This window comes from Blastopirellula retiformator, from assembly GCF_007859755.1.
In the GTDB taxonomy this organism is placed as follows: Bacteria; Planctomycetota; Planctomycetia; order Pirellulales; family Pirellulaceae; genus Blastopirellula; species Blastopirellula retiformator.
In genome coordinates this window covers 434,993-460,941 of record NZ_SJPF01000005.1, presented here as the reverse complement: position 1 = coordinate 460,941, position 25,949 = coordinate 434,993, and the positions used below count along the sequence as shown (strand labels likewise).

Genomic DNA, 25,949 nt, shown 5'->3' with positions numbered 1-25,949 from the left:
AACTCGCAATGTGTATCAAACGCGATAAAATAGGCCACGGCCGGGCTCCTTGTTGGAAGGCATCGAGACGTTGAACATCTTCAAATGCTAACCCACATTGAGCCCCGGCTTCCTATATCTTCATGCTTCCCCCATCCGACCTCTCTAAGATCCCGCGTTCCCGATCTGGTGCGACTGGCCCAATCGGAATCACACGCCCCAGCAAATGCATAACCAATAGTTGGGGTATCGACCCAACCGCCCCTGAAAACCTGTTGAGAAATCCAATGCGCAACGTACGTCTCCACTCGCTTGTAATCGCTCCGCTCGTTCTCTGCGCGACCTGCGCAACCGCTTTCGGCCAGTGGCCGGTCGACGAAGCGAAGGTGAACGCCACCGTCGAGCGGCTGATGCAAGAGAACGCCATCCCGGGCGCCGTCGTCCTGTTCCGCAAGGGAGACCAAGAATGGACTAAAGCGTACGGCATCTCCGATCTGAAGACGAAAGCGCCGATGGAAACCGATATGGCGTTCCGGATCGGCTCGAACACCAAGACGATGACCGGGACCGTCATCCTGCAGTTGATCGACGAAGGGAAACTGAAACTGGACGACATGGTTTCCAAATTCTTCCCCGACGTGCCGCGCGCCGACGAGATCACGATCGCCGATTTGCTCTCGATGCGGAGCGGTATTCCGACCTATAGCGAACTGAAGTCGTTCAACCGCTTGATGGACCAAGAGCCCAAGCGGGTCTTTAAGCCGCAAGAGCTTATTGAAATCGGAAGCGAGCAGAAGCCCCTCTTCAAGCCCGGCACGGGCTACGACTACTCGAACACCAACACCGTGATGCTGGGCGTGATCGCCGAAAAGCTGACCGGCAAGCCGCTGGAGGACGTTCTCCAGCAGCGGATCTTTGCGCCGCTGAAATTGACTCGCACGTCGTTTCCCGCCCGGACCGACAACCAGATGCCGGCGCCTTACTCGCGGGGCTATTTGTTCGGCACCAACGAAAACCCCGACCTGAGCGAAGCGGACCAACAAGCGGCTCTGGCCGGTAAGTTGCTGCCGAGCGATCACACCAACGACAACCCATCCTGGGGCTGGGCTGCTGGCGCCGGGATCTCGACCGCCCAGGACTTGGCGACCTACGTCGAAGCGCTGGTCGGCGGCAAGCTCTGCTCAGAAGAACTGCACAATAAGCAGCTGGCGAGCCTACAGCCCAATGAGCCAGGCAACCCGCAGAGCGCCAGCTATGGCCTGGGGATTGCGAAGCTGGGCCCGATGCTGGGGCATGACGGCTCGCTTCCCGGCTACCAGTCGTTCATGGGACATGATCCCGAAAGCGGCCTGACGATGATCGTCCTGTGTAACCTGCAGTCGGCCCCGTCGGGTCAGACGACGGCGATCAACATGGCCAAGACGCTGCTGGAAGGAAAGTAGGCGAGCCAAGGCTCGCGAAAGCGGAAATTTTTCATCGAACACCACCTGCCTGTTGAAAAATGCCATCGTGGCATCTTCCAACCTCGCCAGGCTCAGAGCATAGCTCTTCGCGGCTCGCAAAATAACGACTTACGTCGTTATTTCGGGATCGCATCCGTGCGATCACGCAGTCCGTCGAGAAAATCAACGGACTGCTAAGCGCGAGGCGCAGGCCGAGGGAATGTGGCTGCAAATTCAGCGGACGACCGAAACTGCCAAATAAGAATTCCCCCAGGGGCCGCAACCGCGGCCCCTTCTTTCTTTTGCTTGACAAAGCGCACGGAATTCTGGTCGATTCGGTAAACGCCGTAGGGTCCGCTGTGCGGACGGGGGAAGCGCGTTCGACTTGGCCTAACCAATCGGCACTTCCCTGGTCCGCACAGCGGACCCTACGCCGGGAAAAAATTTGCAGAACGGAGTCCACTTTTGGTTCGGAGGCAAAGCGACCGACGTTCAAAAAAAAACGTTGTGGTCCAGTCCAGTCCCTGTTCCCAATCGGTCGGGTGCGTCGCGATGCCCCAGCCCAGAAAAATAAGATCGGTCCAGTCCACTTCGCTGCAGAAAAAAACGAAACCAGTGGTCCAGTGTTCATCAGCAAATATTGATGCGTCTGGCTTTCGACAGGACACAAAAAAGAAGCGATCGAGTCCACTGCCGCGAGAAAAAAACGAAACAGTCCGGTCCAGTCGCGCTACCTCGAAACAAGAAGGAGACGTAAACCGTTGGCGCCATTGCATTTCCACGCGTTAGCAATGCCAGCCACACCAACAGGTTCCCGGTGCGTCCCGACGCACCCTACGAAAAAAGGAAATCGTCCGGTCCAGTGAATCCAAACGTTAGACATTCGTGATTCGTCATTCACCCCAACGTGTACCCGAGCGTCGCCGCGCGGCCCCGCCGTCGCCCGATCGACCTTGAACCGCGCCGGCAAATTGGGTATTCCCCACAATGCATCTACGCAGGGGGGAAACTGCGGTAGTTGGGCCGGTTTGATGATACGACAACTTGATCGCGTCACGTTTTCGCTTTTGGCGTCCGTTTTGGTCGTGGCAACTGCCGCGGCGCAGCAGCCGCAGCGCGCGGTAATCGTGGCGAAGGTCTCCGACATATACAGCGGCCCTGGCGAAGACTATTACGTCTGCGACTTCCTGGAGGAAGGCGCCGAGATTGAGATTTACGACCAGGCCGAAAATGGCTGGCTGGCGATTCGTCCCCCGCACGGCAGCTTTAGCTGGGTGCTAAACGACGCGTTGATCCCGACCGACAAACCGAACCTATTAGAAGCGTCCCGCGATCAGGCGCCCTGCTTTATCGGCAGCCGCTTGGAAGAGCGACGCGACGCCGCCCACGTACGACTGATGCGGGGAGAGATCGTCCAGAAGCTCGGCAGCGGGCAGTCGCTGAACGCCGAGACGGGCCAGGTCGAAAAGTGGATCAAGATCGCGCCGCCGGCTGGCGAGTTTCGCTGGATCCAGGCCGAGACTGCCAAGCTGGCGTCGGAACTGCCCAGCGAGGCCGCGACCGCCACCACAACGCCGGACGCCAAGATGAACCTATCAGCCGGGGGCTGGAGCCAGCGCTCCGGCGATTCCCCTTGGACGCTCGACGATGCTGAGCCAGAGCCGGTTCGTAATAGCACCTTTCCGATCATGCGGATCGCCAAGCAAAACAACCAGATCCCGGTGACGCCGTCACTGCCGCCGGGGCCGCTGAATCACGCCAAGGCGAGCGCCGTGGCGATGATCCCAGGTTCGCAGACAACCGCCGCCCCGGCGACGATGCCCAACTTTGGCGGCGACTTTTCGGCCGCGATGCAGTGGCTGGAAGCGGAGCTGACCAAGACGGTGGCCCTGCCAATTGATCAATGGAACCTCAGTTCACTGAAAGCGGCCGCGCAGCAGTTGCGTTTCACCGGGGCCACGCCGCTAGAGCGCGGCGAAGCGCTGGTGATCGCCGAGAAGATCGAAGAGTTCTCGCAGCTGCAGGCCCGCAAGCGGCAAGCGGCACGCATCGAAACGACGATGCCGATCGACAAGCCGGCGGCCGCGGTCGCTTCGGTGACGATCAGCGAGGACGCGAAAAAACAGGTGAGCGCCATCGGTACTGGCGTGTTCGTCGGCGACAGCGACGCTCAGTATGACGGCGAAGGTTGGTTGATGCCGGTGATCAAGCGAGCGACCTCGTCCCGCAACTCGGCTCGCTACACGCCGCCGTTTGCCCTAACCGACGAAGATGGCAACGTGCTCCAGTTCGTCACGCCGTCGCCGGGGCTGAACCTGCGACGGTACCTGAAACAAAAGGTCGGCCTGTACGGACAAGTCGCCGCAACCGAAGAGTTCACGCGGCCCCATTTGACCGCCAGCCGAGTCATTGTGCTGAGTCGGCATGAGAAGGCGAACGTCGAGACGAAGTAAAGCCAAGTTCAACCAGTGACCTAGTCCCATGCTCTCACTGCTGGACAAGCCAGCAGTGGCACCCGTTTTCAAGAAGACGTTGCGAGTTTAACCCGCGTTGCCGATCGTTTCAAACTCGAGCGAGCGAAGCTGGTCGGCGACGTCGTCGATTGTTTCTGGACGGCGAAGAGGATCTTTCGCCAACATGCGAGCGACCAATGTCGCGAGGTGCGCGGGAGCGTGCGGCAGAAAGCGGCGAAGCGGGGGAGGCGATTGCGCCTTGTGAGCGGCGATGATTTTCGCCAGGTCTTGGGTGTCGAACAGGCGGTGCCCGCTGAGCAGTTCAAACGCCAACACGCCGAGGCTGTAGATGTCGCTGGCGTCGGAGGCGGCGAGCGTCGAGGTGAACAGCTCTGGCGCCATATAGCGTGGGGTTCCCTTTTGGTACTGAGCGGCGTCGACTTCATCGACGCCAATTTGGGTGGCGAACCCGAGATCAATCAGCGTGACGCGGCCAGTGGCGTCGATGATGACGTTCTCCGGCTTCACGTCGCCATGTCGCCAACCGGCGGCATGCAAAGCGGAGAGCCCTTCCGCCATTTGACGTAAAATCCAAATCCGGGCGGCGAGCGGCCCGCGGCGCGGAACCAAATGATTGAGGGTTACCCCCGTCAGATAGGGGAAGACGACGTACGCCTCTTCGTCGCCGGCGAAGTCATGGGCGAGCACCGTGGCCAACCGGGGCGAGGCGACTTGCTGCGAGACGCGAACTTCGCGACGCAACATTTCGAGCGCCAGCCGGTCGTCGGCATATTCGGTGCGAAGCGTTTTGATGGCGTAATCCCACGCGATCCCTTTGCCGCCAACGGGCTGTGCCCGGGAAACGTCGCAAAAGGAACCTCGGGCGACGAGATTACCGATGCGCCAATCTCCCACGACCGACGGGCGCGCGGGGGTGCGAAGTTGACGTTGAACGAGAGTCGACTGCATAAGCTTCTGCGAAGGGGGAAGAAAGGAACGACCTTATTTCTAATAGTCGGCCAGGACGGCCGAACAGCACGATGGAGCGCCGGCGAATCTTGTTAGCCTGATGGCGCCGATTTTACCGCTCTAAATTTTATTGACCGGGCTAATGGAAAAAAACGCGTAGTTGAGTAGCTCATTCGCATTCATTAGACTGGCCAATACGTGGAAATGCTCAATTTGAAGAAGGGTTACGCAGATGAAAATCATGAAGACTTTGATGGTTGCTGTTGTTCTGGCCTCTTTGGCCGCTCCGTTTGTCGGTTGTACTCCGGCGGAACCGCCGACCACGCCTCCGCCGGCCAACACCAGCAACTAGGCTACCTATTTCGACTTCCCTGCGGGCCTTGGGGTTCGCTGCGGAAATGCGAAATTCCGACGCACGTCCTTCGGGACGTGCGTTTTTCTGTGCGCGGAACCGAACCACCCGGCCATAACGGGGCGCTTCGGCACGTTATTAAAGCCTTTGCTGGGCATCAGTTGCCTCTGCCTTGACGTCACTCTAAAATGGCGACTTGTTCGCTTTTGTATCGCTCTTCCCTTCTCCGCTTTGGGCCAGCACTTATGAAACGTCGTCTCTTTCTGAAGGCGTGCGCCGTCGCCGCCACGGCAACGCTCGGCTGTCGATCTGAGTCGAACTCTGGGGGGGGCTCCAGCAGCGCCGCTCTGCAGTACGAGTTCCCCGTTTCGCACGGCAAATACACGGTCGTCGCCCTCCGTTCGGACAGCGGAAATCATGACCGGGCCAAGCAAAACGCCGAAGCGGCGATCTCCAAATACCCCAATCTCAACTGCATGGTCGGCCTCTACGCCTACAATCCCCCCACCATTTTGCGGGCCGTAGAAAATGCCGGAAAGCTCGACGACATCAAAATCGTCGGCTTCGATGAAGATATTGAGACCCTCAAAGGAATCGAAGAAGGAAAGATCTTCGGCACCGTCGTGCAGCAGCCGTTCCTGTTTGGCTTTAAGTCGGTCGAGTATCTTTCGGCCTTGATTCGCGGCCAACAGGTCGATGTACCTGACAGTCAGATCATTTACATTCCGCATCGCGTCATCACGCCCGACAACGCCAAGCAGTTCAAGTCGGACATCGAGCAGATGATGGCCGGCAAAGCCCCGGCGCCCCAGAGCGAGCGAGACGACTACGACACCAGCCGGCCGGTCAGCCTGGCGTTCTTGACCAACACGGTCGACCCCTTCTGGGAGTTGGCCGAACAAGGAGTGCGATCAGCCGAGCCGATTTTCAACGCCTCGTGCGACGTCTATCACCCGCCGACCGCCAGCGCCGAAGAGCAAAAGCGGTTTATCGAGCGGAAGCTGAACGACGACTGCCAAGGCCTGGCCCTGTCGCCGATCGACAAAGAGAACCAAAGGCCGCTGATCAATCGGGCCTGCGAAAAGATGAAGGTGATCTGCCACGACAGCGATGCCCCTGATACCGAGCGGCTATTCTACATTGGCACCGGCAACTACCTGGCGGGTCGCGCCGTCGGCAAGCTGGTGAAGAAAGCGATTCCGGACGGGGGCGAAGTGGCGATCTTTGTCGGCAAGCTCGAACAGCTGAATGCGCAAGAGCGCAGCTCCGGCGTGATCGACGAACTGCTCGACAAGCCGATCCCGGCGCAGTACGCCATCGGCGGCGCTCCGCCGGCCGAAGCTGACGAGAAACGGTCCGAGTAGCGGCCGCCTGCCCGCTTCAGCTCTTTGTGCGAAAGGCCTCCGCGTGCCGCTGCTTGAAGTCTGTAACGTCACCAAACGATTCCCCGGCGTCAAAGCGCTGAAAGGGGTCAGCCTCTCGATCGCCCCCGGTGAGTCGGTAGCGGTGATCGGTGAGAACGGCGCCGGCAAAAGCACGCTGATGAAGATCCTCGCCGGGATTCAAACGCCCGACAAAGGCGAGATCAAAATCGATGGCCGGCCGGTCGAGATTCGCACCGTCCGCGACGCCGAGAAGCTCGGCATCGCCCTGATCCATCAAGAGCTGAACCTGTGCGACAACCTCGACGTCGCCGCCAACATCTTCCTCGGCAAAGAGCCGCGGGCATTCGGCTTTTTAAAACGTCGCGAAATGGAGCACCGCGCCAGCGAGGTGCTGCGGCAAGTCGGGCTCGACGTCCCGCCGACCGCGTCGCTCGCCAGTCTTTCGATCGGGCGTCGGCAGTTGGTCGAGATCGCCAAGGCGCTCGCGTCGAGCGCCCAAGTGCTGATCATGGACGAACCAACCTCGAGCCTGTCGACCGGCGAGGTGGAGAACCTGTTCCGGGTCATTCGCACCTTGCGCGAACAAGGAGTCAGCGTCGTTTATATTTCGCACCGGCTCAGCGAGATTCACCATGTCGCCGACCGCGTCGTGGCGCTGCGAGACGGCCGCAATTCGGGCGAACTTGCCAAAGATCAGATCACGCACGAACAGATGGTGCGGCTGATGGTCGGCCGCGATCTCGATCAGTTCTTTCCGCACACCCCACATACTGCAGAAGAGACTGTGCTCTCGGCCAAGGGTGTTCGCGTTGCTGGCAAGAGCGGATTTCCGATCGACCTGCAGTTGAAGGCCGGCGAGATCGTTGGTTTGGCGGGCCTGGTCGGCGCTGGTCGCACCGAGCTGTTAGAAACGCTGTTCGGCGTCCGCCGAGCGGTCGGTGGATCGGTCGAAGTCGCCGGCAAGCGGGTAAGTCTGCGGAGTCCGCGTGATGCGATCGCGACCGGGCTATTTCTGGTCCCGGAGGATCGCAAGCAAGACGGCTTGGTGATCGAGATGACGGTCGGCGAGAACATCACCTTGCCGGGCCTATCGCGAGCGTCAACAGCTGGCATCTTACCGACCAGTTGGGAGCGATCAACCGCCGCCGAGATGATCGAGACGCTGCGGATCAAGACGCCGGGACCGGGGCAGATCATTCAGTTTCTCTCTGGCGGCAATCAGCAAAAGGCGGTCATCGCCAAGTGGTTGGCGATGGGGCCGAAGGTGCTGCTGCTGGACGAACCTACCCGTGGCATCGACATTGGCGCCAAACATGAAATCTATGAGATGATGGAGCGTCTGGCGCAACAAGGGGTGGCTATCCTGTTCGCCTCGAGCGAGATGGAAGAAGTGATCGGCATGTCGGATCGGACGCTGGTCATGCACGAAGGCCAGTTGGCCGGTGAGCTGCGCCGCGACCAATTGAGCGAAGAAGCGATCATGCGCCTGGCGACCGGCGCAGCGATCGCGAGCACCACGTAGAACAACATCAGGCGACGCAAAGGGCTGGCGAATGAATAAGAGTTGGGGAATGCTGATCCTACTGCTGGTGATTTGCATTGTGACGGCGATCTTTCGCCCCCGCTTTGTCGAGCCTGGCAATCTAGCCAACATCATCCGCTGGACTTCGCTGTACGGCGTGATGGGAATCGGCGTGGCGTTTGTGATCATCACCGGCGGCATCGACCTGTCGATCGGCTCAATGCTGGCCTTGGTCGGTTGCTTGTTCGGCATCTTCATGGCCGATTACAACTTGCCGCCAGCGGTGGCGATCGGCTCGGTGATTGCGATGTCGACGCTGCTCGGTTTGGTCTATGGGCTGCTCGTCACGAAGCTGAAGTTACAGCCATTCGTCGTCACGCTGTGCGGACTATTGATTCTCCGTGGTTTGGCGCGAGCGACGGCTGGGGGAAGTTCGGTCGGCGGCTTTTCCAAGCTCGACTTCCTCATCAACTACGAATGGGGCAGCGTGCCGGTTCCCTTCTTGCCCTGGATCAACGAAGGCTACTGGAGCTTTCACAAGTGGGTCCCAGGCCTGGGGGATCAACCAGGGCACTTCGCCCTGAACGACGCGGGAGAGCGAATCGCCCTTGGTTGGTACGACTGGGTCCCGCTTCATCCGCCGCTGATTTACTTGACGGTGATCGCGATTGTGGCGACGGTGTTGCTTAACTGGACCGTCTTCGGCCGCCACCTGAAAGCCCTCGGCAAGAACGAACAGGCGGCTCGCTTCAGCGGCGTCCGGACCGACGCGATGGTGATCCTCAGCTACATGATCTGCACTTGCCTGGCCGGAATCGCCGGCGTCCTCTTCTCGATCGACATCGGCAGCGTCATGCCCAGTACCTTCGGCAACTTCTACGAACTGTACGCGATTGCGGCGGCGGTGCTAGGCGGATGCAGTTTGCGCGGCGGCGAAGGTTCGATCGTCGGCGTCGTCATCGGCACCGCGATCTTGCGGGTGCTGCAAAACTCGATCGAAATGTGGTCGATTCAGGAGTTGGAGTTCGCCGTTGTCGGCGGCGTCATCTTGATCGGCGTGATCGGCGATGAGATCGCCCGGCGCATCATCGCCGCTAGACGGGCTCGCCAGGAAGCGGCGCTGTTGGAAAAGCAAACCGCGTAGCAACGCATTAGAGCGGTTTTCCTCCATCTGTATCGTTCTGGCTGGTTGCGGCCGCGCTGGTCGGCGTTGACCTGCATCGACGAATCTTGAGGATTCGCCTGCTTCGGTCGCCTTGACCAGCTTGCCTCACTAACGCCAGAAACGCTACTGCTATCAGAAAAACGCCCTAGAAGTGCGTTACCACGCGTGGTTACATCTAATGCCTCTAAGCAGGGCGTGGTGCGTCTCGACGCCCCACGCCCTGGAAGCGGTTTACTCTTTGTCTTTCGGAAAGAGTTGTTGCTTCAGGAAGGTGAAGGCCATCGTGGTCATGAAGGCCGACTGGCGATTGTTGGCGGCGCCGCCGTGGCCCCCTTCGATGTTCTCGTAGTAGAGAACATCCTTATCCCAACCTTCCATCTTGGCGAACATCTTACGGGCATGCCCTGGATGAACGCGGTCGTCGCGGGTCGACGTCGTAAAGAAAACGGTCGGATAGTCGACATCCTCTTTCACGTTGTGGTACGGCGAATAGGTGCGAATAAACTCCCATTCCTCGGGCAGATCTGGGTTGCCATATTCAGCCATCCACGAGGCGCCGGCGAGCAGATGGTTGTAACGCTTCATGTCGAGCAGCGGCACCTGGCAGACGGCCGCTTTGAACAGATCTGGGTACAACGTCACCATGTTGCCGACCAGCAATCCGCCGTTTGAACCACCTTGAATGCCCAGATGTTCGCGCGACGTTACCTTGCGCTCGATTAGGTCCTCGGCGACCGCGGCGAAGTCTTCGTACGCCCTCAAACGATTTTGCTTTAGCGCCGCTTGATGCCAACGCGGACCATACTCGCCGCCGCCGCGAATGTTGGCGACGACGTACACGCCTCCCTGGGTCGACCAAGCCCGACCAACGGTCGCCCGATAGCCAGGCTGCAGCGAGATTTCAAAACCGCCATAACCGTAAAGCAGCGTCGGGTTGGCGCCGTCGAACTTCATCTCTTTGCGATAGAGCATGAAGTAGGGAACCTTCGTGCCATCTTTGCTGGTGGCGAAGTGCTGCGCGACGGTCAAGCCGGTCGCGTCGAAGAACTCCGGCATCGCCTTTAGTTCTTCGGGCTGTTTGCCAACTTCGCCCATGTACAAGGTGGTGGGCGTCAGGTAATCGGTCGAGGTCATGAAGTAGTCGTTCGACTCGTCCGAATCGACCGGCGAGACGCTAACCGTACCAAGCGTCGGAGCGCCAACCAACGGCGTCTTCGACCAACTTCCGTCGGCTTGCGGTTGCATGACGAACAACTTGCTGGCGACGTCTTCCAGCACGTTCAGCAGCAGGTAGTCCTTCGTGAAGCGGGCGCCCGCCAACGCGTTGCGGTCAGTCGGCTCAAACAGGACGGTGAAGTCCCGCTTGCCCGCCATGAAGTCGTCAAAGTTGGCGACCAGCAGCGAGCCTGTCTTGTAGGTCTTGTCGCCGACGGTCCACGGCTCGCGCAGTTCAAGCGTCAGATACTCGCGATGGACGCCCTTGCCGGCAGAGTTGGGCGTTTCGATTTGGGCGAGCGAGCCATCCTCTTTCAGCAGGTAGATTTCGTTGTTGTAAAAGGCGATCGCACGGCGAACGAAGTTGCGTTCAAACCCCGGCGTGCTGTCGTGCGAGGCGCTGATCGACATATCGGTCATCTTGCCTTCGTACACCACCTTGGCGTCTTCCAGCTTTTCGCCGCGGGTCCACAGTTTGGCGATCCGCGGATAGCCCGAGTCGGTCACCGAGCCGGGACCAAAGTCGGTCGAGATGAAGACATGGTCAATGTCGATCCAGCTCATGCCCCCTTTCGCTTCGGGACGATTGAAACCGTCTTCGACGAACTTGCGGGTAGCGATGTCAAACTCACGGGTGACGTCGGCGTCGGCGCCGCCGCGCGACAAGCTGACCAGCGCCCGGTTGTACTCAGGACGCAGCACTTGGGCGCCGCTCCAGACCCAGTTCTCTCCTTCGGCCTTGGCCAGTTCATCCAGATCGATGATCACTTCCCACTTCGGCTCAGCCTTTTTGTACTCGTCGAGCGTCGTGCGCCGCCAGACGCCTCGCTCGTTCTTCTCATCGCGCCAGAAGTTGTAGTAGTACTCACCGCGCTTGCGGACGAAGGGAATCCGATCGTTGGAATCGAGGATCGCCAGCAGGTCGCTTTGCAGGGTCGAGAAATCGGCGTCGCTTTCCAGCTTGGCCTGCGAGATCTTGTTGCGGGCCCGCACCCAGTCGAGCGTCTCTTCGCCTTCGACATCTTCCAGCCAGATGTAGGGATCGGTTTCGCTACTCACGCTTTCCGCTTTCTTATTTTCTTCGGCGCCCTCGGCCAGTAAGACCATTGGAGCCAACATCAAAATCATCCAAGTTGCTGCGGCAGCGGCCGCGACTCGCACCATCATATCGAGAATTCCCCGTTTCGACTGCGACATTCCAAGCGAAGCTTCCGTCGCTCACCATCGAGCGACATCCCGTAATCTTAGCCCAAACCGGCAAGTCGGGTCGTGGCGAAATTCGCCGCTGGATGGAGAGGAATCGCCATTTTCAGGGCTGACCGTCGCAGTGAGAGTGAAAAGGATCACCAAGCGGCGGGAAAACCTCCTAGTAGGATTCTACCGATTTCACGGACGGGCAAGACAGCTCGCTCTTCGATAGGGTTGGTCGTGGCGGCCGACTTGCGTGCGTATCCATCCCGGCAGGCACGGCCTGCCCTACCCTTGGTTAACGGCGCGGCATTCGCATTCGCTTGTTGAGATAGTCGGCGAACATGCCGGCCATATCTTCGCGGGTGTCGACCAACACGTGGTCGCAGCCGTTTCGCTGAGCGATCTCTTCCAACTGGGCGTTGAAGGCGCCGACCGCCTCGAGATAGCCGGCTCGCAGATCGTCAGGCTGCGCCAAAAACTGCTCGGCAGATTCAAGCCCCACAAACCGGATCATGCCGTCCATGTCGAAATAGAGTTCGTCATGGTGCATCACCTGAAACAAGACGACCTCGTGCTTGCTAAACCGCAGCCGCTGGATCGCCGCTTCCAGCGATTCTAGCTCGCCAAAGAAGTCGCTAAAGATCATTACGATCTCGCGGCGCTGCATCCGTTCGGCCAGTTCGCTTAAGCATTGGGCGAGATTCGTCTTCTCGATCGCGTCGACTTCGTCCAGGTGCTGCGTCATCTTGACCACCTGGTGCATCGAGTTGCTGGCCCGGATGTGCCCGCGGAGGTGCGTGTCGAACGTCGCCAGCGAAACCTTGTCGCTCTGCCGCACGATGCTGTGCCCCAGTATGGTCGCCATTCGGGACGCGTACAGCAGCTTCTGTTCGTCCCCTTCTCCGTACCGCATCGAAGAACTGATATCGAGCAGCAGATGGCACGTGAAGTTCGTCTCCATCTCGTACTGCTTGATGAAGTACTTGTCGCGGGTGAAATAGACCCGCCAGTCGATATGCTTCGGATCGTCGCCAGGGACGTATTCACGATGCCCGGCGAACTCAACGGCGAAACCAGACGCGGGCGAACGGTGCGCACCGGCGAGGTTTCCCATCACCAGGCCGCGCGGTTCGATACTGCGACCGGCGACGCGGCTGAGAACTTCGGGATCGAGATAACGGGCTAAAACGGAACTAGACATCGCTGCACTTCATCGGTTGGCTAAGCGGCGGGGCGTTCGTACTTCTTGTCGGCCGGAATCGCTTCCAGCAACATCCCGATCAAATCTTCGCTCGACAGGTTGTTGGCCTGGGCGGCGTAGTTGCCGGCAATGCGATGCCGCAGCGCCGGTTTAGCAACCGCTTGCACGTCGGCGACGCTGGCATGATATCGCCCGTACAGGATCGCCCGCGATTTCGCACAGGTCACCAACGTCAGCAAACCGCGCGGCCCGGCGCCCCACGCGACCCATTTGTTGACAAACTCCGGCGCTTCGGGCTGGCCAGGACGAGTCGCACGAATCAATGCCCACGCGTAACCGAGCACTTGATCGCTGACCGGCACGCGGCGCACCAGATCTTGGAACGCGTGGATCTCGTCCCCCGAAACGCAGGCCTGGATCTTACCCATCTGGTTGGTTGTGACGCGACGGGCGATATCCCATTCCTCAGCGCCGCTGGGATAGTCGACCTTGATGTGCAGCAGAAAACGGTCGAGCTGCGCTTCCGGCAGCGGATAGGTGCCTTCTTGCTCTAGCGGGTTTTGCGTCGCCAGCACAAAGAACGGATCAGGCAGCCGATGGACCGAACCGCCGGCGCTGACCTGACGCTCTTGCATCGCTTCCAGCATCGCGGCCTGCGTTTTGGGCGGGGTACGGTTGATTTCGTCCGCTAACAGCAGGTTGGCGAACAGCGGCCCCGGCAAAAAGCGATAGGCCCGCTGACGCGTTTCGGGGTCTTCCTGAATCACCTCGGTGCCGGTCACGTCGCTCGGCATCAAGTCTGGCGTAAACTGAATCCGCTTGAAGGTCAGATGCAGCGCGTCCGACAAAGAGCTGATCAGCAACGTCTTGGCCAAGCCCGGCACGCCTTCCAGCAGCGCGTGTCCGCGAGCGAACATCGCCACCAGGACTTGCTCGACGACGTCGTTTTGCCCGACGATCACTTTGGCCAGTTCGTCACGAATGCGTCCATACGCCTGTTCGCACCGCTGCACGGCGGCGACGTCATCCTGCGAAATCGGTTCGCTGCTCATCGAAAGCTCCTCAAAATGTCAGGCGAGTTATTCGCCGGTGGTCTTGTGTTGTTAGGGGTGCGGCGACTAGTCGACGTTCTCGAAGTAGCGACGCAATCGTTGTTCGTAGCCGCGCGGCGGTTGGCGACGACCGCCTGCCTGGATCGCTTTTTGCAAGCCAGGCGGCAGCTTCGCGAACCACGGCTCGTTGTCGAAGCGGCGCGCTTGGGCGTCGCTGTCTCCGTCGGCCAAGTTAGCTTGCGAGTCGCCCCCTTCCGGTTCAGGCGAAAGCGACAGCGGCATCTCGGCGCCATCCTGGTTTTCGGTTTGTTGTCCTCCCTGCGAAGTTCCGCCGGCGGCTGCGACGCTGGAGCTGGCGCCTTGCTGCGGCTTTTGTCCCGGCGTGGCGGCGTTGGCGGCCGAAGGAGACGGCGCCTGGGCGGTCGGACCATCCCCCACGCCCGGCTTGGGCGCCCCAGCCACTTGCCCCGGCATGCCGCCTTGTTGTGGAGCGGCGGGCATCGCTTGCAGGGCTTGCTGTACCGCTTCGCCTCCAGCGATCGCGTCGGCGGTCGTCTGCGGCGAGTTCGGCACCAGGCCGGTTCCCAGTTCGCTAGAGGTCTGGCCCAGATCCTGGCTCATGCCGGGCATGGCCTGCGAGGCGGAAGCGTCAGCCATTTGCTGGCCCGGGCTTTGTCCTTGGGCGGGCTGACCAAGTTGCTGGTTGTTCGAGGCAGGCTGGTTCCCTTCGCCTCCGGGAGTTTGACTGGAGGAGTTCATCTCGCCCCCAGACTCTCCCATCGCCAAGTCGCTCGCCGGCGGCGCCGGAGCCAGCGACTGCTCGGGGAGCGGAAGTTGTGACGCCGCTTCTAGACCTTCTCGTAGAGGTTGGTTGGCGACTTCCTGCTGACCCGAGATCTGTTGGGCGCCTTGTCCGGCGGCGGTTTGCGCTTCGGCGAATTGTCGCGAGGCGTTTTGCAGTTGCTGCGCCGCGGCTGCCGCTTCCGGCGAAATCGGCGGTTGGGCTTGTCCCTCCGCACCTTCGCCTATCGGCGAAGCCGGCATGTTGTCGGCCAAAGCTTGCGCCGAGCTATCGATCGCGTCGCGAGCCGCTTGTTGCTGCTCAGCCAGGGCGGAAAGCGCTTCGGCGATCGACTTGTCGCGAGCAAGCTGTTGTTCGCGAGCGGTTAGCGCCGCCGCCGCTTGTTCTAGACTACGCTGAGCGTCATTCGCCGCTTGTTGCGATTCGCCTGGCGATGGCGTCTGTGGGGAGCCATCTTGGGGGCTGGCCATCTCGGCGCCCTGCGCGCTCGCTTGTTCCGCTTGGCGAAGCGCCGAGGCGGCGTTCGGATCAACCATCCCGGCATCTTGCGCTAACTGATCGAGCTGCGGCGCCTGCTTACCCAGGTCCTGCGCCAATTGCTTGGCGGCTTGGTCGATGGCGCTGGCCAGTTTCTCGGCAGCGTCCCCCAAAGACTTGTCGGCGGCAGCTTGGTTGTGGGCAGCGCCTTCTTCCTTGCCCGCGGCAAGATCGCTGGCGGCAGCCTTGGCGGCGTCGGCCGCTTGCTGCGCCGCGGCGGCAGCTTCGGGAGCCGCGTCAGCGGCCATTTGCGCCGCTTCGGCAGCCAGCTCGGCCGCTTTGGCTTGCGCGGCGGCGTCGGCTTGACCGGCGGGCTCGTTCGATTTCTCGGCAGCCATCTGTTCCGCTTTTCGCTGGGCCGAGGCCAACTGGGCTGCCGCCTCTTCGCGAGCAGCGGCCGCCTTGTTGGGATCACCGCCCAGCGTTTCCTTGGCCGCCGTCGCGGCCGCCTTCTCTGCGTTTTGCAGCGCTTCGGCAATCGGGCTGGCGGCGTTTTCGCCTAATGCCTTGGCCAACGATTCGGCCTGGTCGGCGACCTGCTGTTGTTTGGCGGCGGCGTCGACCGGTGAGTTCGACTTGCCCTGGTTAAACTCCGCCGCCGAGTTGTCGGCTTGCTGTTGCATCTGAGCAAGCTTACCGATCTCTTGGGCCAGCTCCTGCGCTTCGGCGGCGGCAGACTTCCCTTCCGCTTTCATTTGCTCTTGCTGGGCGGCGGCAATCTTCTCTTGGGCCGCTTGCAGTTGCTGCAGGTTGTCGCTGGTCGCGGCATTGTCGAGCGACTGCTTCACCGCTTCTTTTGCGGCGGAGGTCTGCGCCAACTGCTGGCCTGTCATTTCAGCCAACTCTTTCGCGGCGGCGCCCGCTTCTTTGCGAAGTTGTGCGGCCGCATGTTTCAGCGAATCGCTGGCCGACTCGGCGCCCTTGGCCGCCTCGTTCAGCTCATTCTTCGCGTTGTCGGCGTTTTGCTGCTGCGCGGCCGAGGCCAAATCTTTCGCCGCCTGAGCGATTTGCGGCTCCGTATTCTTTAGCATCTCAGCGACTTTCGGCGCCGTGTTCTCAAGCCCCGCGGCAACCTCCTTGGCGATCTTATCGACTTGCTGCTGCGTTTCGGCCAAGTCAGCGGCGGCCTCTTTCGCTGCGTCCGCGGGCATCGCGGCCGCTTCTTTGGCGTCGGCGGCGATATCACGCTCCGCCGCCGCAGCCCGCTCAAGCGCCTCGGCCGCCCGAGCCAACTCGCCCACTTCGACGGCCAGTTGCTTTCGTTTCAGATCGGCCAGTTGCGCGGCGGTTTCGGCCTGGGCTTTTTCAATCGCGTCGGTCGCCTCGGCGATCGCCTCTTGAGCCGACTGCATCGCTTCGGGCGACGCGTTTTGCTCTTGAGCGGCCTGCAGCGCATCGGCCGCTTCGGCAGCCGCCTCTTGGGCGTCCAGCAGTCGCGATTCAACTGGGGCCGGCGAGGCGTCATCCGCCAAGTGGGCCAGTTCTTCGGCAACGCTGGCCTCCTCCTTTTGCGCGGCGGCGGCGTCTTTCATCGCAGTCTCAGCCGCTTCGGCCTGATCTTTGGCGGTTTCGGCCAGATTCTCTTGTAGCTCTTCCAGCTTTTTGACTTCTTCGGCCAACTCGTCGGCGCTCTTCTCGGCGTCATCTTTGGGAGCGGCGGTATCCAGCTGGTGCGCTAGTTCGGCCAGAGCGCCTAGCACTTCGCTTTGATCGGCGAGCGCCTCGGTCTGGTCCCCCTCAAACAACTCCGCCACGGCGTCGTGGGCGGCCGCTTTGCTTTGTTCCAGTAGCGGCTGAAGAGGCGCGAAGTCTTCCAACTGTTGCGCCAACTTGCCCAGGTCGTTACGAATCTCTTCCTGCTTCTCGGTCAACGCGTCAGGCGTCAACTGCGAAAGATCGGTCTCTTTGGTCGTTTCGCGCAGCTCTTCCTGCTTCCGGGTAATCTCGGCGATCAGCTTACGGGCGGCATCTCGATCGCTGCTGATTAGCCCGCGGGTTTCTTCCAGCTTTTCAAGTAGCCGCTTCAAACCCCGAATTACCTCGGCCTGCTCGTTCCCCGCTTCCGAGTATTGCCCGGTCGCTAGATTTTGGTCGGCCTGGTCGAGATGAACGCCTGTTTGGGCCGCTTTCAGAATTCGGATTCCATCCGCGGCGCCAGCGCCGACTTTGCCGCCCCACTGGGTCACTTCGCTCAAGTCGTGCACCAACTGCACGAACAATCCGGCCACGTCGCGCTGATCCTGGATCACGGTCAGGGCAATCGATTCGCGATGCTGTACTGGTTGGTCAAGCAGTCCCACGGTGCGGTCGTGGGTCCGATCTTCGATCTGAATCAACTCGCGAACCTGCGCCGCCAGCTTTGCCACCTGCAGGCGACGATACAGCCGTTGCCGTTCAGCCATCAGGGCGAGGACAACGTCGCGAATCTGATCGCGGGCCTCATTGAAATGTTTCAGCCGCGATGCGTCGTCCCCCGCTTGCGCTTTCACCAACAAGTCGACGACCGTCTGCATTTCCGAGCCGACAAGCCCATCAACGTTGTCGCGCATCGTTTTGATTTCGAGATAGACCGGCATGCTCTCCAGGCCGTTCTCTTCAAACTGACGCAGCTGGATATCGAGAATACTGGTCACCAGATCGCGGGCCATCGCTTGAGCGCGCTCTTGCGCGATCTCGCGCCGCCGCAAGGTGGTCGAGTTCAAATCCTGGGCGCTGATCGTACCTACGCAGGTCAGACCGATCGCGATCACCAAGGCTGATAATCCGTATCGACTCATCGCGCCTCTCCAATTCCGAGTTGACGTTTGATGATTTCGGTGAGTTGTTCTTCCGAACGCTGATCCGACTCCGAGATCGCGGCCAACACGCCGCTTTCGTCCGAGACCTCCAAGACCAGCGGTTCGCTGATCGCCACCGCCCCTTCGCCCCGGCCGCGCCAATCGCGGGCCTCGAGCGTGACGCTTAAACTGTCCCCCTTTTCCAACTTGAGTTCCGACAGCGGTAGTCGGAATTCTCCGGAAAAGGGAAGCTGACTCGCTTTCAAAGGACTATCGAGCAGCTCGTAACTTTCCATGGCAAACTCTTCGTCTTCGCCCCGCTCGACCTTCAACTGCAGCGTGATCGACGCGACGCCATAGTCGTCGCTGGTGCGAAACGCGATGACAGGGGTCGCCGTTGGCAGCACAACACGGTGAATCGCACTGGCGGCTATTTGCGGCGCCCGATCATTCTTCAGACGGAGATATCCCCTGGGAATAAACTGCGGCGCCAGGCCGTCTTCGTCCTGCATTTCCAGTTCGAACCGAATCGGCGCGGCGACGCTGGCGAAGGGCGTGTCGGCCTGCGGCAAACTCCAAACCAATTTCTGATCATCCGCGGCGACCATCTCGATCGTTTCGCTCTCTTCTCCGACCGTCAGTTGAAGCCGTGCGATCGCCAGCGGCTTGCTACTGGTTACCTGTAGCGCGACTTCGCTCCCTTCGAGCACCGCTCGCTGGAGCCCGCGAGCCGATTCTCCGCTCTCCAGTCCGATCGCATATTCGGGCGGCGTAACCGACATTTCGGTCTCGATCGTCGGCAGCGGCATCACTTCGATCTTGGCCTTATCGGTCCAGCAGTCGCCAATCGCAATCTGATAGACGGCCGGCTCCATCAGCCGCGGCAATTGAGCGACGAATGGGACGTCTCCTTTGATGGCTTCTGCGAGAGGAAGCAACTCCACCTCGGTGGCGCCGCTCTTGCCCGCAAGGGAGAACATCCCTTTCGTCGGCACAACGCCTGAGGCGGTCACTTCGACGTCGAACGGCTGGCCATACCCGATTTTCACGACCGTATCGGCGGCATGCGACGGGTCAATTTCGACGGCGCCAATCCGGATCGACTCGATCGTTGTCTGAGTGGGATAATGGACGTCGCTTAGCGCCAGTCGCTGCATAAAAGTAAACAGATGTCGCGGAGCGAGCAGCGCTGTGACGATCGCGATCACCAGTACGATCGCCGCGCCAGTCATGCGGCGACGTAGTGGGCCGCTATCGAACCCGTCGAATACGTCAATGTCGCCGCCAAGTTCGGCAACATAGTCGATAACCGCCGTTTCCAGTTCGGCCGATCCCCACTTCGTCGCTTCGGGGGATTCAAACTGCAAGGCGCCAACCAGATCGCTTTCGATACCATGACGCCGTTCGACCATCATCGCCATGTCGAGCGTTGACTCGCTGCCACCCAGCCATGGTGCGGCGAATTTTCGCCAAGCCCAAATCAGCGTGGCGATCGCAATTGCGAAGACGATCACTCGCTGGAAAGCGTTCATCTCGAGCGTCACGTCAAGCCCGAAGACAATCAGCAACGCCAACAGCAGGCTGCCGACGATCACCGCCAGCGCACTCCCCAGTCGTACGCTGCGACGGGCCTGACGCAGCTTTTGGAGCTGCCAGCGAAGTTGATTCAGTTTGCTGCGGGTCATGCCAGGTTCGCCCTCTTCCGCGAGTACCATTCGCCCTGCATCAAGCCGACGACCAAAGTAAACCACAAAGGCGTTCCCCACAGCGGTTCGTTGCGGGTCACTTCCTCGCGGACATCCTTCAGCTCGATCTTGTCGAGCAGCGATTCGACGTCTTCCAGTTCCACGGCCAGGCCGCCGGATTGCTGGGCAACTTCGTTCTGCAGGCTCACGTTGCGAACTGCACTGCGAAGCTCGGCCGAAGCGCCCGTCGCCTGAAAGCGGACTTCGCTCACCTTATCAGTCACCGGATCTTTGACCCGCACGACGTATTGCCCTTGGCGGCTGACCGGAACGCGGATCTCAAATCGCCCGGTTCGTAGTTCTGGAATCATGATCTCGCGCGGCGGCGATGCGCGGCCAAGATCGTCAGGCGTTTCGATTTCGCCTTGCAAAGCTCCCCCGGCCAGCGTGGCGGCCGAGAGCGGCTCGAAGTTCTCGTCGTACGCTTCGACCGAGATGAGCGCCTTCTCGTCGACCAGGTATTGATCTCGTTCGGCTCGCACTACGAAACGTTTCTGGGCGCCAAGCGCGTGGCTTAGTCCGAGTCGATTGATCAGCTGCGACCAGAATTGGCGATAGTATTTTTCGCCATTGAGACGCCGCAGGCGCCACAGTTCGTTAAAGCTGACGTACACGACTTCGCCGGCGCCATAGCGACGAATCGCGATCAACGGTTGCGGAGTCTTGCCGTCGGCACACAGATCAAACGGATGTTCAGCCAGTACGGTCGCTTGCGAGTGAACCCCTTGCACCGGCTGGTACCACGGCAACTTACCAAGCGATTTCCAGGCGGCGGCGTTTTCCCGCGCGTCGGTCGTTTCGCCCAACTGCATGAAATCGGTCTGTTGGCCAAGCGGCGTCAGGCGCGGCTCAAATTCTTTGTCGTCCCGAATCGCCAGCGATGCGTCGACCTTCACCGGCAACATGTCGGCCAGCGGCGTGCCGTTCAATTGCGAAGGGCCAAAGCGGGGTCCGGCGATGACAACCAAACCACCCCCGAACTGTCCCACAAACTCTTTCGTCATTTCGCAGAAGCGGTCGCTGAGAGCGCCCGCCGGCATGTCGCCGAGGAAGATCACATCGTTGGCGAAAAACTCACTGCGCTGTGGGGTAAGCGTCGGCAGGAACAGCTCGTTGTTTTGGCGGACTTTGGGGTCGGCCGAACGGAGAAACGTACGGAAGCCGCGCATTCCGACCAGCCGATCGCGATGGAACACTTCTTTGACGAATCGCCATTCCCACGTCGGTTCGTTCTCAACGAACATCAGTCGCAGGTAGTCATCGATGATGTTCACAGCGCGAACCGAGGTGTTGTTTTCGAGCGTCGCTTCGCCAATTTGCGGTTCGACTTCGGCAATGAAGGCGAAACGGCCCGCTTGCTGCGGTGTGAAAGGCATGTCGACGTACATCACGCTGGAATCAAGCGTCAGGGTGGTCGTGCCGACCGAGATTCGCGACATGCCGCTCAGCGAGTCGCCTTCCAGCGGCTCGGCGTAGACGCTGACGTCGACCGTTTCGCCGGTCAGGCCCGACTGATTCACCCGCACGGCGATCGTCGCCCGTTCCGCCTTTTTCATCTTGGGCGGGGGCTGCACGTCGACCGCGATATCGACGGCCGACTGCACGCCAAGACCGATCGTGTAGATCGGGGCGCCAACCCGCTCGACCGGGCTCAATCCGCTGCGGGCCGCATTCAGCGGCGGCGTACCCGCGTTTTGCGCGAAGTCGCTAAATAGCAGCACGCTGGCCAGTCGACTGGTGCGATGCTGCGTCGACAGGTCATGCAGCATATCGCCAAGCGCGGTGACGCGGCCTTCGGTGGTTAGCTGAGCGGCGGCGTTCGACAACTCGGTCGCCTCCGACTCTTCCTGTTCACCTAGTAGCCTTCGCAGTCGGCTGGTGTTTTGACCGTCGAAAATGAACGGCTCGACCTGCACGCCTCGCTCGTCGGCCAGACGAGTCAGCAGGTTGCCATCGGGGTTCTGCAGATACGCTTGCAGCCATTGGGCGCGCGAGGCGGCTGCAGACCCAGAGGTCCCCAGCGCTGCGGAACTCCCTTGCGTCTGTAGTCCCACAACGGCAGCCAACGCCTCGCGCGTTTCCACAGGCAGGTCATCCGCGATCGTCATGCTCTCGGTCCCGTCGAATACGGCGTAGACGACAGGCTCCGGATCATTGGTCGCAGTGACCTGCAAAATCGGGTCAGCCAAGGTGAAGATCAACAGCGCCAGCAGCATACCGCGGGTCGCCCCCAGCGCGTAGCGAGCTGATCCGGCGAGTCGCGGATGGAACTTGGCGTAAAACCAAAGCGAAGCGACCAGCGCGGCGGCGCAGCCGAAGATGACCCAAAAGGCATTGCCGCTCGCCCACGGCGCCGCCAAAGAAAGATGGACGCGATCAATCGACGACGCGTTACGTACATTCAACAGCCAGCCAAGCGTTTCGGTCATTACGAACGAGCCTCCTCGCTGACAGGCGTGGCGCCGCTGTTCTCGGCGCGAGACAACAATCGGTCGACCCAAGCGGGACGAGCGATCAGTAGCATTTCCAGCAACAGACAAGCGAGCACGAGCCCGATCAGGTACTTCCACCAGTCTTGTCCCCGAATCTGGGCGCCGGCCAGGCTGATGACTTCGCCGGGGGCGAGCCATTTAATCTTGTCCCCCAATCCGCGCGACTCAAAGTCTTCGTGCGAGAGACGTTCGATCTGCGACTCGGTCGCTTCTGGCTGAACGGCCAACACCATCGTTTGCGGCGGTTCTGGAGAAAGGGTCGGATCGCTGCTCACTTGACGTTGACTGATCGTCAGTTCGTACTTGCCACCCTTCATCAGCTGCGGAACGGTCACGCCGCGGGTTTGATCATCAAGGAACCCAATCGGCAGTTCTTCGGCCGCGTCATCGCCGGGCCGCGTCAGTTCGACCATCGTCGTTGTCGATGCCGATTCGAGCGGCAGCGAAACTTGGGCGAGCGTCGCGAAATTCCGCTGCGGCAACGTTGTTTCCAGCATCCCTCGCAACAAACGATCGAAGATCAACACGGCGTTGGTCCGGGGCAACGTGTTCCAAAGATTGTCGATGCCGGTCGTAACCAACAGGACCTTCCCTTCCCCGATCTGACGCTCAACCAGGAAGGGTTGATCGTTGTCGAAGCTCGCCAGGATTCGCGGCAGCAAGCGCCGATCAAACGGCTTTTCCTGTTCAGCGGCTGGCGACTCCGCCGCGTTATTGACGCTCGTTTCCTGTTCCGCCGATTGCGAAACGCTGCCGGTCCGCGTGACGTCATTGCGCCACAAGAGCCAACGATCGGCGGTCATATCTTCTTCGTCGGTCGGTTGGTTCGCCTGAGCCGTCGCCGCTTTCTCGACGGCGGCCAGCGTCGTCTCGTCCACGCGGGGCGTTACCGACTTGAAGAAGAGAGGCTCGGCGTACAGATCCAACAGCTGCGAGTCGGAAAGCCCGGACAGTTGAAAATAAGCGTTGTCCTTCATGCTGTCGTACGACAGCCGAAATGGCTCAAGCCGGTCGACATTCGCATCGAGCGAAACGCCATTGGGAATCGGATCGAGTGGCGCCGGCAAGACGCCAGCGCCATCTCGCCAGGCGACTTGCGTCCAGCGAGCCGGATCAAATTCGCCGCCCGCGGAAATCACCAACTGCCCACCTTGGCTGACAAATTCGTTTAAGACGTCGACCGCAAACTCGGGCGGCTCCGAAATTCCTCCCACCACCGCCAACCGGGCGTCTTCCAGCAGCGCACGCAGGCTCGGCGCATCGAGATCTTCCAAGCGACGATGCCGAACCTGAATTAGCTGACGTTGTTCTTCGCGACGACTGGTAACCGGAGCCAACAGACGACGCAGCGCCCAGGTTTCTCCATAACGATTACGGCGAGGATCTTCGTCGGTTTCCGACATCGAATCGAGGAAGACCACCGGCAGCGCTGCAACGACCGATGCGACAATCGTACGTGAGTCGTCGGCCGGCAACCGATCGGGCGGCAAGGAAACTTCGATCGCGATCGAAGAAGCCTTGCCTGGTTCGATCGCCATCCCATCAAACAGGTACTCAAACGTCAACTCACGTTCGCTGTTCGGAGGAAGCGAAATCATCTGTGAGTCGACTTCTTCGCCATTGACGCTAAAGACGACCGGTACGTCGTCACGGGGGTTCTCACCGGCATGGGCGACGCGGACGACAAAGGTCGACGGCGTATCGACGTCGGCCAACGCGTCTTGCAGTTCAAAACCAGTGATTGAGGTATTGGTGGCGTCGTCAGCGCCGATCTCCACCACTTGCAGCGGCGGGAATTGTTCCCATTGCCCGGGCGAACGAAAGTCGTCCCAGGCGCTGGCTTGCTGATCGGTAAAGTAGATCGCCCGCGGCGAAAGCTGCGGCGTGTGGGCGGCGGCGACCGCGATTTGATTGCCGATTGAGATCAGGTCGGCCTCGCGGTCGGTTGGATCGATCGCGGCGATCGCGGCGGCGGCGTCTTCGCGGGTTCGATAGGGATCAACCGCCGGAGAGCGGCTCGAACCGCAGGCTGCGATCACATTAATGCGGCTGCCAGGCGGGAGTTGATCGAGAAAATCAGCGGCCTGGCGTTTCGCTTCGTCAAGCAACGTGCCGTCGAGCGACTCGACGCCCATGCTCATACTGTTGTCGATCGCCAAGACCGCCAACAGCGGCTGCGAAGCGTCAAAGTCGCTGGCGCCTACCGACAGAAACGGCCGAGCCAGCGCCAGGCCGAACAACAGCACCGCCGCGGTGCGCAAGATCATCAGCAAGATGTCGCGCAGCTGCAAAATGCGGCGGTTGCGTTTCATCGCTTGCTGCAGAAAGTCCATCGCTCCCCAGTGGACGGTGCGATAGCGCCGACGATTCATCAAGTGAATGATGATCGGCCCCGCCGCGCACAGCAGTCCCGCAATTGCGAAACCGCCAGCCGTCAGTGAGGGAAGAAAGCTCATAGGAACTTACCTGATAGGTGCGAAGAACGAGGCGGCGTTAGTTCGAGTTAAACTGCTGGGAGAGACCTTCAATGCGGCCTTCCTGCAAGATCGGCAGATAGCGATTAGGCATCGCCAGAATAAAGCAACCGACGGCCGTGCCGTACAGTTCGCTGGGCATGCCGCCCAAGTGAGCGCCAGCGCTCCACTTGCCATGGTCGCGGGGACTGTCAGGCCGAATCACCTGACTGGCGACCACTTGGTCGCGCAGAATCGGGTACGATCTCTTCCAGTCGTCGCCGCCAACCTGATACAACGCTTGACCGACGTAGTACAACGTGTAAGCGTCAAATGGCAGCTTGCCGTTGTGTCGCTCCTCACGACCTTTGACTTCTTCGATCTTGGCGTTGATGATGTCCATGTTCTTGCGAATCCGCCAATCGTCGTACTGACCAAACTCTTGCAGACAAACGACCCCGGCGGCCGCCATGGCGGTCGATGATTTGCCGCCGTTGCGCGAGTAAGTGAACTGACCAGCACGCTTCATCTGTTCGGTTTCGGGCGCGTTTCGGGAGATCCCTTCCGGTTCATAATGATCGCGAACGCTGGCGATCGCCATCTGGATCACCTCCGGCGGCACTTCCAGACCGCTGTCGACGGCGCTGCGCAGCGCTTTGGCCTGCATCACGGCCAGGCTAAGGTCGTGACCATGATCCTGCCGCCGGGCTCGATAGTCCCAGCCGCCATCTTCGCACTGCGTATTGGCGATCAGCTTCAGTGACCGGTCAAGCGTCGAATTGATGCGCGGATCGCCGGTCATCCCATGAGCCTGCCCCAGGACGAATGTCGCCAGCCCATGGTTGTACATATCACGCTGCGCGTCGGCGACATTGAGTAGCCCGGACGGTTTGGCGTTGGTCAGCAGATAATCGACCGCACGTTCGACGGTGCGGCCATATTTGCCCCGGCCGGGCGCATGGCCGTCGGCGAGAAACGCCAACGTCCCCATCGCGACAAGGCCTAGGTCGTTCGACTCCCAGTTCCCTTTCGGGCCTTGGTTTTTGGCTAACCAGTCGAGCCCGCGATCCAGCGCCGCTTCGCTCTCGGGCGTCAGTTCCCATTCCCCTTGTGCAAGTGCAGCTTGCGGCAGAATTAGCACGCAAATCGCGGCTAGCAGCCATCCGGGGAAAGGTCGGTTTTGCAACGAAAAGGGGTGCACGACAGGTCTCAACATC

At 60.5% G+C, this 25,949-nt stretch carries 14 protein-coding genes; 5 read left to right on the top strand and 9 right to left on the bottom strand.

Annotated elements, in window-relative coordinates; genetic code table 11:
- The first annotated feature begins 266 nt into the window (after positions 1–266).
- Together Enr8_RS21965 and Enr8_RS21960 are read left to right on the top strand one after the other, a co-directional pair.
- Positions 267–1,421: a serine hydrolase domain-containing protein gene (locus tag Enr8_RS21965; protein ID WP_186767796.1), complete on the top strand. Its 1,155-nt coding sequence runs from the start codon at positions 267–269 to the stop codon at positions 1,419–1,421.
- Positions 1,422–2,506: 1,085 nt separating this feature from the next.
- Complete coding sequence (locus tag Enr8_RS21960) at positions 2,507–3,874, top strand: SH3 domain-containing protein (RefSeq protein WP_186767795.1); 1,368 nt, start codon at positions 2,507–2,509, stop codon at positions 3,872–3,874.
- Between the two features lie 87 nt (positions 3,875–3,961).
- On the opposite strand, the gene Enr8_RS21955 is transcribed toward Enr8_RS21960, so the two are convergent.
- Positions 3,962–4,843 carry a serine/threonine-protein kinase gene (locus tag Enr8_RS21955; protein WP_146435810.1) on the bottom strand — a complete coding sequence of 294 codons (882 nt, stop codon included), beginning with the start codon at positions 4,841–4,843 and terminating at the stop codon, positions 3,962–3,964.
- A gap of 597 nt (positions 4,844–5,440) precedes the next feature.
- Between Enr8_RS21955 and Enr8_RS21950 the strand changes: the two genes are divergently transcribed.
- The 3 genes from Enr8_RS21950 to Enr8_RS21940 are packed head-to-tail and all read left to right on the top strand — an operon-like array spanning position 5,441 to position 9,246.
- A complete protein-coding gene (locus tag Enr8_RS21950; protein WP_186767794.1) occupies positions 5,441–6,559 on the top strand; it encodes a substrate-binding domain-containing protein in 1,119 nt (372 codons plus the stop codon).
- Positions 6,560–6,602: 43 nt separating this feature from the next.
- Positions 6,603–8,102, top strand: a complete 1,500-nt coding sequence (locus Enr8_RS21945) for a sugar ABC transporter ATP-binding protein (protein ID WP_146435806.1) — start codon at positions 6,603–6,605, stop codon at positions 8,100–8,102.
- Positions 8,103–8,133: 31 nt separating this feature from the next.
- Positions 8,134–9,246, top strand: a complete 1,113-nt coding sequence (locus tag Enr8_RS21940; protein WP_146435804.1) for an ABC transporter permease — start codon at positions 8,134–8,136, stop codon at positions 9,244–9,246.
- A gap of 252 nt (positions 9,247–9,498) precedes the next feature.
- On the opposite strand, the gene Enr8_RS21935 is transcribed toward Enr8_RS21940, so the two are convergent.
- From Enr8_RS21935 to Enr8_RS21900, 8 genes are all read right to left on the bottom strand, one after another.
- Positions 9,499–11,601, bottom strand: a complete 2,103-nt coding sequence (locus Enr8_RS21935) for a prolyl oligopeptidase family serine peptidase (protein WP_246120201.1) — start codon at positions 11,599–11,601, stop codon at positions 9,499–9,501.
- A 367-nt stretch (positions 11,602–11,968) separates the two neighbouring features.
- On the bottom strand, positions 11,969–12,874 hold the full coding sequence (locus Enr8_RS21930; RefSeq protein WP_146435802.1) for a DUF58 domain-containing protein: 906 nt from the start codon (positions 12,872–12,874) through the stop codon (positions 11,969–11,971).
- A 20-nt stretch (positions 12,875–12,894) separates the two neighbouring features.
- Complete coding sequence (locus tag Enr8_RS21925; protein WP_146435800.1) at positions 12,895–13,926, bottom strand: AAA family ATPase; 1,032 nt, start codon at positions 13,924–13,926, stop codon at positions 12,895–12,897.
- A 66-nt stretch (positions 13,927–13,992) separates the two neighbouring features.
- Positions 13,993–18,042: a hypothetical protein gene (locus Enr8_RS25590; RefSeq protein ID WP_186767793.1), complete on the bottom strand. Its 4,050-nt coding sequence runs from the start codon at positions 18,040–18,042 to the stop codon at positions 13,993–13,995.
- The gene (locus tag Enr8_RS21915; protein WP_146435798.1) at positions 18,039–19,727 is read right to left on the bottom strand and encodes a hypothetical protein; all 1,689 of its coding nucleotides are present in this window, start codon (positions 19,725–19,727) and stop codon (positions 18,039–18,041) included. Before Enr8_RS21915 ends, Enr8_RS25590 begins: the two co-directional genes overlap by 4 nt.
- Complete coding sequence (locus Enr8_RS21910) at positions 19,724–22,216, bottom strand: hypothetical protein (protein WP_146435796.1); 2,493 nt, start codon at positions 22,214–22,216, stop codon at positions 19,724–19,726. The genes Enr8_RS21915 and Enr8_RS21910 overlap by 4 nt, the downstream gene beginning before the upstream one ends.
- Positions 22,216–24,735 (bottom strand): BatA domain-containing protein, encoded by a 2,520-nt coding sequence (locus Enr8_RS21905; RefSeq protein ID WP_146435794.1) that lies wholly within the window; start codon positions 24,733–24,735, stop codon positions 22,216–22,218. The genes Enr8_RS21910 and Enr8_RS21905 overlap by 1 nt, the downstream gene beginning before the upstream one ends.
- 37 nt (positions 24,736–24,772) lie before the next feature.
- Positions 24,773–25,933 (bottom strand): prenyltransferase/squalene oxidase repeat-containing protein, encoded by a 1,161-nt coding sequence (locus Enr8_RS21900; RefSeq protein WP_186767792.1) that lies wholly within the window; start codon positions 25,931–25,933, stop codon positions 24,773–24,775.
- Positions 25,934–25,949: the final 16 nt, after the last annotated feature.